The sequence below is a fragment of the bacterium genome (genome assembly GCA_035295165.1).
GTDB lineage: Bacteria > Sysuimicrobiota > Sysuimicrobiia > Sysuimicrobiales > Segetimicrobiaceae > JAJPIA01.
Window position 1 is genome coordinate 1 of record DATGJN010000106.1, and the last position, 11,019, is coordinate 11,019.

The following is an 11,019-nucleotide window of genomic DNA, read 5'->3' on the forward strand; positions in this document are numbered from 1 at the left end:
CACACCGTCGGCATCGAGACACGCGCACGACCACTGCCCGAACCTGATGTCGCCCCAGTCGTGCTGCGGACTCTGGACCTTGTGCAGATAGGTCGCGAAATCGTAGCTCTGGAGCTTGACCTGGACCCCGACGCGGGCCAGCTCTCCCTGAATCGCCTGGACGATCCGTTGGTCGTACTGGGGTGACGTCGTGAACGTGAGGCTCACGCCCGACGGATAGCCGGCCTCGACAAGCAGCGCTTTCGCCTTGGACGGATCGTACGCGAAACCGGGGAGCCGGGGGTCGTAGCCCGCGTGCTGCGGCGTGAGCAGGCCGTTCAGCTTCCGCGCTTGGCCGGCCAGCAGGGCCGTGATCATCTCACGGTCGTTCAGCGCGTAGGCGATCGCTTCGCGGACCTGTCGCTTCGCGGTCGGACCTTGGCCGAGCGGGTTGAACGCGAGGTAGGCGACGCGCTCGGTCGGGCCGCTCAGCACCTGCAGCTTGGGGTTGCTCTGGATCTGCGCCACACTGTCGGGGTTCACCGACACAATGAGATCGGCGGTCCCGGCCTGGAGGTCGGCGAGCTGTGTCGCCGGCTCCGGGACCGCGCGGAACCGCACCGTGTCGAAGAACGGGCGGCCGCGCCAGTACGACGGACTCGCCCGCAGCGTGATCGTGTCCCCCTTGACCCACGTGACAAACTCGTACGGTCCGCTTCCGACGGGATGCGCGTTGAATTCGGCGTTGCCCTTCTGCTTGACGTAGTTGGCCGGCACGATGCTGAGGTTCACCAGCTGCGCGAGCAGGGCAGGATAGGGCTGAGCGGTCGTGATCTGGACCGCGGTTGGGTTCAGGACCTTGACGCTTTGGATCGCGCTGAAGTTTTGATACTGCGGGCTCTTAAGGACAGGGTCGAGGATGCGGCTAATGCTGAACGCGACGTCGGCGGCGGTCAGCGGATCCCCGTTTTGGAACTTGATCCCGGGCTGGAGTGTGAATTCCCAGGTCGTCGGGGTCAGGCTCTTCCACGACTTTGCGACGCCCGCGGCGATCCTCCCCGTGCCGGGATCTCGCGTGAGAAGGTTGTCGAAGATGTTGCGGTACACGTCGTAGCTGGCGGGGTCGTACTGCAGCGCAGGATCGAGCGTCGCCGCGTCGCTCCCTTGGTCGATCGTGAGCGCGGGCCCCGACGGGGCCCCCGCCGCCGGATGTGCCGGGGTGAAGAACGCGACCGCCAGCGCGAGCGATGACGCCACCAGCGCGGATCCAACACGGGTGCCCATGGTCGTCACGGATGCCCTCCTGAGTTGTGCCGCGCGGCCGCAGCCGGTCCGCTACGTGATGCATCCACGCGGGGATGCCCGCTGCGCCGCATGGCACGGACACGCATGCGGCGTGCGAAGTGGCCTTGAGCTGTTCGACCGACCACTTGGGGTTCGGTCGATACGGTGTGGAATCCTACCACGGAGATCCACCTCGGCGGATCCGTGGCCGAGGACGCCCACGGGTGCCGATGCCGGGAACGGCTCGGACGTTGCAGCGGCCGCTTGGGGTCTCGGTACTCGGTCAGCATGATCGCCGACGAGGCCACTGGCTAGCGCGTGGCGACGGCGGACGACGGTGCGGGACTATCCACAGCATCCTATCCACAGTGTTCACATTTTCCACGAACGGAATTTCCCGATTGCGCGTCCGTCACGATGGTGGTACCAATAGGCACGGAGGCGCAAGTCGACTGGCGAAGTAGCCGATTCAAACGTTCGCGCGCGTGGACGCCGAGAGCCGGTCGGACGTACTTCGGGGGTAACTCCGAAGGACAGTGGCGGGCGGTAGGCACCGGCGGCGGGGACCAAAGACGGTGGAAAGCCAGTAGGGCGAGCGCCTCCCGAATTTCCCACAGTCAAGGATCGGCGAGCGTCGTCGCATGGCGAGAGAGAGGTAGCTCTTCGGAGCCAACCCGGCTTGACTTGCGGCGGCCTCGCCGTAGGCGTTGTGTCCGGCTCCGGTCATCCGCTCACCACGTCAGTTGTTCGCGTTTGAGCAGCACGAGGGTGCCACTTTCGACTCCCACGACGAGATCGGGCGCGCCGCGTCCCAGCCAGTCGACCGGGGCCGGGGCGCATGAGTGCATTCCGAATCGCAGCGGCTCCCCGCTGTAGCGCAGTTGACGGGGTTGGGCGAACGTGGGCTCGCCGCGGGCCCCGACGTTCTCGAGCATCAGGATGGTCGCCTGACCGTGCGTGTGTCGGGGCGCCCCGGTCGATCCCGGAGGCAGCGACGCCCGAGCGTGCGTTCCCACGAGGAGGTCGCCGCGCCCCGAGCCTGTCCAGTCGCAGACCGCGAGCTTGACCCGCCCGAGCCCGCCGCCTCGGTCCTCGGTGAATTCGATCGGAGCGCCGCTCGCGTACCGCAACCATCGCTTCGCATCCAACGCGTCCGGACCTGCCTGGGCGAAGTCGACCAACGTTCCCGTCGCGTCCACGCACACGTATCGCCACCGTCCTTCGGGATCTCCCCACGTCGTCACGGCGGGACCCACCCGCCACACCGTCCGGAGCGGTGCCCCCGCGTATCGCAGCGGACGGGGAGGTTCCAGAACCGCCGGGTCCGTGGTGCGAGAAAAGACGAGGTGACGTCCCATGACGTCGCTTGCGAGTATCTCCGGCCGGCCGTCGCGGTTCCAGTCCGCCGCGGTTGGCGAGAGATATCCCCATTTCGCTTCCGAGGGTCCCTGGATGGAGCCCGTGGCGCCCGCCTGGACGCGGATGGGACCCGTTGTGGTTCGCAAGACCCGGGCCTCGCCGTACCGCCGCACCGAATCCGCGCCGCCGAGGTCTGGATACCAGAGCAGCCACCCTCCGCCCGTGCCGACGATGAGGTCGTGCCGACGATCTCCCGACCAGTCGCAGACCGCCGGCACAGGTTCGATGCCGGGATGCAGCGGCGGGTGGGGCTGGCAGACGGGTTCGGGATCGTCATATGCGGGCACGACGGATGAGCCGGGGCGCGGCTGCAGCCGCTGCACGAATCCGTCTTCGGCCCCGACGAGGAGCGCGGGCGGACGCGGGCGGCCGCTGCCGGAGGCCTGTGCACGCGCGACCGCAATTGGCACGTGGACATTCTGAGAGAGCGCGAGCGGGCGGCCGTCCGGACCCGCGACGGCGACGCCGGAGTCGAACTCGAGGCCCCCGCGGTGGCGGAAGAACCACAACCGGTCGAGGAAATCGCCGCAGATCAGGTCGGCGCACCCTCGGGCCACGAAGTCTCCCCACGTCGGGGCGGCCGCCCCATACACTTCAAGGGGTCGGCCGTTGTGCATGAGCGGGACCGCACGCTCGAAGCGCGGGCGGTCGCCCGTCCCGCAATTCAGCGCCGCGTACACGTGCCCCCGCAGGAGTCCCCCCCGCCACGTGCCGTCGGTCTCGTAGGGACGGTAGGCTGGATCATTCCACTCGCGTCCGTCCGGCCAGTAGTCCGTCCAATCATCCGTGCCGATGAGGAGGTCCCAGACGCCGTCGCCGTCGAGGTCGCAGGCTCGGACCACGTGTAGCGTTTCGCGGCCGCGGATCCAGGCCACCGTCACATCGAGCGGGACCGGACCGCCGGTCGCGCCGTCGCGAAACCACAGGATCTCGGGGCGGCCCCGCGCCACGCCAACCAACGCCGGTGGCGCGATCCCCGGGGTGGGGTCGACGTTTCCGAAGAGCGAGGGGACTCGCACGCCGGAGTGCTCCACGTCGAGCGCCTCGTTCAGGCCCGAGAACCGATACACCCCGCCCTCGAAGCAGGCGTCCCAGCACGAGACGATGAGGTCGCGCGCGCGTGGGTCGCCACGGTCGGAGGGGGCGACGGCCGGCGCCGCCCACAGTCCCACCGCGACCGGCCCGCGAGCTACGCGTGGATGGTGACCCAGGGGTTCGCCGGCGCGACCCGCGTCATCCCACCGCGAAATGCGGTCTTCCCAGCGTGTGACCGGCACGGGCCTCCCTTCTGGTGAGGGCTGGAGGAGTCCTTTTCCGGCCTCTGGAACGAAGTCGGAGCCGGGACTGCCGGGAAGCGGCCGAGAGTCGGGCCGGTTCGGGTCCTCATCGGGTCGGCGCCCGATGGCGCCGGTGGCCTCAGCCGCGGTATCGTGGGGGCGGCGTCGTCCGTGCCCGTGCGCGGCTCACGGATGCAGCGGCGGCCGGATTGCGGCGGCGGGCGCCGAGAAAAGGGGGGCAACGTATGAAACAGCGATTGTGTCTCGTCGTGTGCACGATGCTCGTCGTGCTGGTGGCGGTGCCGTTCCAACAGACGGCCGGGGCCGCGGCCCCAATGGATCTGGTCTTCTGGGGCGGGTGGACCGGTCCCGACGGGGACGTGATGCACCAGATGGTCGACCAGTTCAACAAGGAGCATCCGGACATCCGCGTGACGCTGACGACCCTCCAGTGGACGCCGCTGTTCGACAAGCTCTTGACTAGCGTGCGCGCGGGGCAGCCGCCCGACCTGATGGGGATGCACTCGCAGGACATTGCGCAGTTCGCGTCGCTCGGGATCCTGGAGCCGATGGGGGACATGGTCAAGGCGGCCGGGTTCAAGGCGTCGGATTTCATGGACGTCGCCTGGAAGGGCACGTTCTCGCAGAACACGCAGTACGCGATCCCGCTCGACATGCACATGCACGCCGTCTACGTCAACCTCGACATGTGGAAGGCCGCCGGGCTGCCTGCGAACAAGCTGCCGACCACCGGCACCGACTTCGTCGCGGCGGCGAAGAAGCTGACGATCGACGGCGCGGGCCGGCACCCCGACGATCCCGCGTTCGACCCGAAGACAATCAAGCAGTACGGGGTCGGGATGATGAACAATCACCATGGCTTCTACATGTGGTATGCGCTTCTCGCGCAGCAGGGCGATCCGTTCCTGGCGCCTGACTTCTCCCGGACGGTGTTCAGCGACGCGAAGGCGAACGCGGCGTGGCAGTGGTTGCAGGACCTCGTGTTCAAAGATCACGTCGTCCCGGTGGGCGAGACCAACCCCTACCAGGACTTCGTGACGAAGCACGTCGCCATGCTGATCGACGGTCCGTGGGAGATCCCCGGCCTCAACAAGGTCAGCGGACTCCGCTGGGATACCACCACGTTCCCGCGCGTGTTCGCGGCGCCGGCGGCGTGGGGGAGCGGGCACCTGCTGACGATCCCCAAGCAGAGTAACAAGGCGCGCGAGCAGGCCGCCCTGACCCTCGCAACATGGATCGTGCAGCACTCGCAGGACTGGGGGATGTCGGGCAACCTGCCGGCGCTGCTGTCGGCTCGGACCTCCGCTGCGTTTCGGGCGCTCCCGGGCCGCCGGGGGTTCCTCGAGGAACAGGCCTACGAGATCATGCTGCCGGACGTCAGGCCGTCCGCGCAGCTCTACTCGGCCGCGGCGCCGAGTCCGATCGTGGTTGCGGCCCAGTCGGTCCTCGTCAAGGGCCAGCCGGTCGCGGGAGTGACGCAGGAGCTGCGAGCCCGCATCAACGCCATCCTGGCCGCTCCGTAGGAACGCATCCGTGACGCGGTCCCGGAGGGTCTCGGCCCTCCGGGACCGCCCTGGTGACGATGAAGGTTCTCCCCGACCGAGCGCACGGCCACCGTCTTCGCGGAGGCGGTGCGCCGCTCACGCCGTACCTGTTCCTGCTGCCGTACCTCGTCGTCTTCGTGCTGTTCCGGTTCGGCCCGGTCGTGGGGGGGTTCCTGACGAGTTTCACGTCGTGGAGCATCGTCGGCGCGCCGCGCTTCGTCGGATTGGCCAACTACGCGGCGCTCGCGCGCGACCCGCTGTTCTACACGTCGCTTCGGAACACGTTCTATTTCCTCGTGCTGACGGCGCCCGCGTTGATCGTGCTGGGGTTCGGGTGCGCGCTGTTGCTGAACCGGCCGCTCGCGGGCCGCGGCCTGGCGCGCGTGCTGATCTTCGCCCCGTACGCGATGATGTCCGCGGTCGTCGGCATCCTCTGGAACTGGATCCTGGACAGCAACTTCGGCCTGCTGAACTACTACCTGGCGATGGTGCACCTTGGGCCGATCCCCTGGCTGTCGAGCGAGGCGGCCGCGATGCCCGCGATCGCGCTCACCACGGTGTGGTGGACGGTCGGATACAACATGGTGATCTTCCTGGCCGGACTGCAGGACAGTCCGCCGCAGCTCGAGGAGTCGGCGCGCATCGACGGCGCCGGGTCGTGGCAGGTGCTCCGCCACGTGATCGTCCCGCTGCTGCGCCCGACGACGTTCGTCGTGGTCATGCTGACGGTCATCAACACGTTCCAGGTGTTCGACCAAGTGTACGTCATGACCGGCGGCGGACCCGGCACGGCGACCCTCACCCTGGTGCAGTACCTGTTCTACCAGGCGTTCCAAACGTTCAAGTTGGGCTACGGGTCGGCGATCGCCTACGTGACGTTTGCCTTCCTCCTCGTGCTGTCGTGGCTGCAGCAGCGGCTGCTGTCCTCGGAGGCGTCGTGAACCTCCGTCGACTCGCCGCACCCGCGGTCGCCCCCGCCGCGCGATCTCGACAGCGTGCGGGACGGGTGCTGCGCCGGCAGAGCCTCCTCGGCCTGATGTACGCGGCGGAGATCGCCGCGGTGATCGTCGCCGTCGCGCCGATCGTGTGGATGGTCTCCACCTCGCTGAAACCGGAAGGACAGATTCTGTCCGCGGTGCCCCACTGGATCCCGCAGACGGTCACGCTCGAGAACTTCCAGCGGGTGCTTGCCAGGTATGCGTTCCTGCGGTGGACGTTCAACAGCGTGGTGGTCGCGCTCGTCGCGACCGCGGTCGTCGTCGCGATCGACGCCATGGCCGGCTACGCGCTCGCCCGGTTTGCGTTCCCCGGCCGCGGCCTGATCTACGACACGATCATCTCGATGCTGCTCGTGCCGATCCAGGTGACGGTGATCCCGCTGTTCGTGATCTTCGCGGAGTGGCGCATGCTCGACACGTTCCAGGCGCTGATCCTGCCGACCACCGCGAACGTCACCGGCGTGTTCCTGATGAGGCAGTTCTTTCTGAGCATCCCCGGGGAGCTCGAGGAGGCCGCGCGGATCGACGGCGCGAGCGACCTGCAGGTGTTCTCGCAGGTCGTGCTGCCGCTCAGCCGTCCGGCGATGGCCGCGGTCGCCGCCCTCACGTTCGTCAGCTCCTGGAACAACTTCCTGTGGCCGCTGATCGCGACCAGCAGCGACCACGCGCGGACCCTGCCCGTGGGGATCGCACAGTACATGGGGGCGCAGGCCGGGACCAGCGGGTCGGCGCCGGCGTTCGGGCCGCCGCTGGCGTCGGCGGTGATGGCGACCGCTCCGGCGCTCCTCGCGTTCTTCCTCCTGCAGCGCTATTTCACGCAGGGGATCACGACGACCGGCATCAAGGGGTAGGGCGGTGGTCGCCCGCGACACAGTGCCCGGAGGTGGTCGATGAAACGTCCGAGAGTGGGGATCTTGACCTTTTCCGACGGTCGCCCCCATATGCACCAGGAGTTGCTGCCGCTGACCCGGCAGTTTCAGGAGCGCTTGAGCGCCCGGCTCAGCGCGGCCGGGTGGGACGTCGTCGCCGGCCGGGACATCGTGTGGACCACGGACCTCGCGCAGAGCGAGGCGCGCTACCTCGCGGCGCAGGACGTCGAAGCGGTCGTGTTCAACTACGGGATTTGGGCGTTTCCGCACTTCTCGGCGATCGCCGCGCAGTTCGTGCCGCATCCGATCCTGCTCCTCAGCAACGTGAACCCGAAGTACCCGGGCCTCGTTGCGATGTTGGCGGCGGCCGGCAGCCTGGACCAGATCGGCGCCTTCCACGGGCGGATCTCCGGCGACATCGGTGACGATACGGTCTGCCAGCAGGTGCTCCGTTTCCTGCGGCCGGCCATGGCGAAGAACCGGCTGCGGGGGGAAGTGTACGGCCTTATCGGCGGGCGATCGATGGGGATGTACACCGCGGTGCCCGCGCTCGACCAGTGGAACCGGGAGTTCGGGATCGACATCGAGCACATCGACCAGTACGAGATCGTCCGCCGTTCGGAGGCGGTGCCCGACGCCCGCGCGGACGCGGGGATTGCGTGGCTCCAGCGCAACGGGGCGACGATCCACTATGACGGCAAGCGGCTGACGCCCGATCTGCTGCGGCGTCAGCTCAAGAGTTACCTCGCGGTCCGTGAGATCCTGGCGGAGTGGCGGTGCAGCTTCTGCGGGATCAAGGGGCAGCCTGAGATGACGAATCACTTTGCCACGATGGATGTCGCCGAGGCACTCCTGAACGATCCATACGATTGGGAGGGGCCGCACGATCCGATCGTCTGCGCGACCGAGGCGGACAGCGACGGCGCGCTCACGATGGAGATCTTCAAGCACATCGCCGGCACCCCCGTGTTGTTCGCGGACGTGCGGCATTACGACGCCGCGGACGATGTATGGGACTTGTGCAACTCTGGAGAGCACGCGACCTACTTCGCGGGCCGGTCGTTCGACCCGGCCGTAAACCTCCCGCGCGTGCACCTCTACCCCGCGGACATCTACTTTCCCGCCGGCGGCGCATCGGTCATGCACATCGCCGCCCCCGGTCCCGTGACGCTGGCACGGCTGGCGCGCCGCCAGGGGCGATACTGGCTCGCAATCGCCCCGGGCGACCTGGTGGAGTTTCCGCCCGCCGTCGCCGAGGCGAAGGCGGCCGCGACGACCCCGGTGTGGCCGCACGCGTTCGCGAGGTTCCGCGTACCGCCCAACGTGTTCCTGTCCGAGTACGACAGCAACCACATCCACGGCGTGTACGGCGACTACGTCGAGGACCTGGTCTGGGTCGCCAAGATGCTCGGGATCGACGCCCGTGTGTTCGCGTAATCGGGAGGGGATACGATGAGCCGCCACGCGATCGGCCTCGACTTCGGCACCGAATCCGCGCGCGCCGTCCTCGTGGACGCAGACAGCGGGCGCGTGCTCTCCGCGGCGACCCACCCGTACCGACACGGCGTGCTCGACCGTGCGCTTCCGGGTCGGGCGGATCGCCTGCCGCCCGATTGGGCGCTGCAACACCCCGGGGACTGGCTCGAGGCGGTCGAGACGCTCCTGCGGGCGATGGCCGCCGCCGGACCGCCCGGGGATGTCGTCGGGATCGGGATCGACTTTACGTCCTGCACGGTGCTCCCGGCCACGGCCGACGGCACGCCCCTGTGCCAGATGCCCGAGTTCGAGCGGGAGCCGCACGCGTGGCCGAAGCTCTGGAAGCACCACGCGGCGCAGCCCTACGCCGACCGCATCAACGGCCGCGCCGCGCAGCCCGGCGGTGAGTTCCTGTCGCTGTACGGGGGGAAGACGTCGTCCGAGTGGATGTGGGCCAAGGGCTGGCAGGTGCTCGCCGAGGCACCGCCCGCTGTGTCCCGCGCGGCGGCCCGTTGGATTGAGGGCGGCGACTGGCTCGTGTGGCAGCTGACCGGCGAGGAGGTGCGTAGCGCGTGCCAAGCTGGGTACAAGGCTCACTGGCAGAAGGACGCCGGGTATCCGCGGCGCGACTTCTGGCAGGAACTCGATCCGTCGCTCCCCAGTCTCCTGGACCGTTTGGCCGAGCGTCCGCGCCCGGTGGGCACGAGCGCGGGAGGACTTGGGCCCGCGTGGGCGTCCCGCACGGGGCTGCGCGCGGGCACGCCGGTGGCCGTGGCCGTCATCGACGCACACGCCGCCGTCCCGGCGCTCGGCGTACACGACGCCGGCCAGCTCGTGATGATCATGGGCACCTCCACCTGCCACCTGCTCGTGGATTCGAGGCGCCGCCCGGTGCGGGGCATCTCCGGCGTGGTCGAGGACGGCATTCTTCCGGGGCTGTTCGGGTATGAAGCCGGCCAGGCGTCCGTGGGCGATATCTTCCTCTGGTTTGTGCGCACGGCCGTCCCCGCGCGATACGGTGAGAGCGACGTGTTCGACCGGCTCGGGCAGGAGGCGGCCGCACTCGCTCCTGGCGCGTCGGGTCTACTCGCGCTCGATTGGTGGAACGGGTGCCGGACGCCGCTTGTCGATGCCGAACTGTCCGGCGCGATCCTGGGTCTCACGCTGACGACTGAGCCCCAAGAGATCTACCGGGCGCTGCTCGAGGCGACGGCGTACGGGACGCGCCGCGTCATCGAGACGTTCGAGGCGGGCGGGGTGCCGGTCTCGGGCATCCACGCCTGTGGCGGCCTGGCCGAACGCAACGCGCTGCTGCTCCAGATTACGGCCGATGTGACCGGCCGGCCGGTCGGGGCCGCTCGCGTGCCAGACGCATCGGCGGTCGGGGCCGCGATCTATGCCGTCGCCGCCTCCGAGAAGGCGGTGGATATGACGGGCGTGGTCAACCGGATGGGCAATGCCGAGCGGATCCTGTACCGCCCGGGTGAGCCGGCCCGACGGGTGTATGACGGACTGTACCGGAATTACGTCGAGGTGGCGCGCCATTTTGGCGAAGGGGGCACCGACGTGATGCCGCGGTTGCACGGGTTGCGCCGCGGGCTCGGGTGAGCCTCCGGAGGTTAGAGGATCGCCGGCGCCGAGGCGTTCGGGCGGGATCGGGACGTTCGGGCGCGGAGACGGTGCTGAGGCCCTCAGGCACCATGTTGGCCGTGCACGCGCAGCGGTTTCAAGTGCGATTCGACGAGTGCGGTCCGGACGGCTCGGCCCGTAGCTCGACGATTCTGAGGTACGTCGTGGAGACGGCGTTCGGGCACTCGGCCGCGGTGGGGTACCCGTTGTCGTGGTATTGTGCGCACGGGCTGTTCTGGGTGGTCCGGCAGGCGCATCTGTCTCTTGCGCTCTCGGTCGGCTACGCCGACGCGGTCGAGGTGACGACCCAGGTGCTGGGTGCCCGGCGCGTCTGGGCCCGCCGCGGCAATACGGTTCGGGACGGCGCTGGCGTGGCCGTCGGCGCGGCAACGATGGATTGGATCCTGACCGGCGGGGACGGGCGGCCGGCGAGGATCCCCCGTGAGATGACGGCGGCGTTTTCCGTGGTCCCGGGCACGACGCTCGAGCGGTACGCGGCCGAGGCGGCGCCCGCCGGGGCCCG

General features: G+C 68.9%; 8 protein-coding genes. 6 read left to right on the forward strand and 2 right to left on the reverse strand.

Going from position 1 to position 11,019, the window contains the following annotated elements:
• Both VKZ50_18395 and VKZ50_18400 read right to left on the reverse strand, forming a co-directional pair.
• Window positions 1-1,263: ABC transporter substrate-binding protein (locus VKZ50_18395; protein HLJ61699.1), on the reverse strand; the 1,263-nt coding region annotated here is incomplete at its 3' end.
• 731 nt (window positions 1,264-1,994) lie between these two features.
• A complete protein-coding gene (locus VKZ50_18400) occupies window positions 1,995-3,959 on the reverse strand; it encodes a hypothetical protein (protein HLJ61700.1) in 1,965 nt (654 codons plus the stop codon).
• Between the two features lie 245 nt (window positions 3,960-4,204).
• Here VKZ50_18400 and VKZ50_18405 point away from each other — a divergent pair, with 245 nt between their 5' ends.
• The 6 genes from VKZ50_18405 to VKZ50_18430 all read left to right on the forward strand — a co-directional run.
• Window positions 4,205-5,503 (forward strand): ABC transporter substrate-binding protein, encoded by a 1,299-nt coding sequence (locus VKZ50_18405; protein ID HLJ61701.1) that lies wholly within the window; start codon window positions 4,205-4,207, stop codon window positions 5,501-5,503.
• Window positions 5,504-5,562: 59 nt separating this feature from the next.
• Window positions 5,563-6,465, forward strand: a complete 903-nt coding sequence (locus tag VKZ50_18410) for a sugar ABC transporter permease (protein ID HLJ61702.1) — start codon at window positions 5,563-5,565, stop codon at window positions 6,463-6,465.
• Window positions 6,462-7,373: a carbohydrate ABC transporter permease gene (locus VKZ50_18415; GenBank protein HLJ61703.1), complete on the forward strand. Its 912-nt coding sequence runs from the start codon at window positions 6,462-6,464 to the stop codon at window positions 7,371-7,373. The genes VKZ50_18410 and VKZ50_18415 overlap by 4 nt, the downstream gene beginning before the upstream one ends.
• 39 nt (window positions 7,374-7,412) lie before the next feature.
• On the forward strand, window positions 7,413-8,828 hold the full coding sequence (locus VKZ50_18420) for an L-fucose/L-arabinose isomerase family protein (protein HLJ61704.1): 1,416 nt from the start codon (window positions 7,413-7,415) through the stop codon (window positions 8,826-8,828).
• A gap of 15 nt (window positions 8,829-8,843) precedes the next feature.
• On the forward strand, window positions 8,844-10,475 hold the full coding sequence (locus VKZ50_18425; protein ID HLJ61705.1) for a ribulokinase: 1,632 nt from the start codon (window positions 8,844-8,846) through the stop codon (window positions 10,473-10,475).
• 92 nt (window positions 10,476-10,567) lie between these two features.
• Window positions 10,568-11,019: acyl-ACP thioesterase domain-containing protein (locus tag VKZ50_18430; protein HLJ61706.1), on the forward strand; the 452-nt coding region annotated here is incomplete at its 3' end.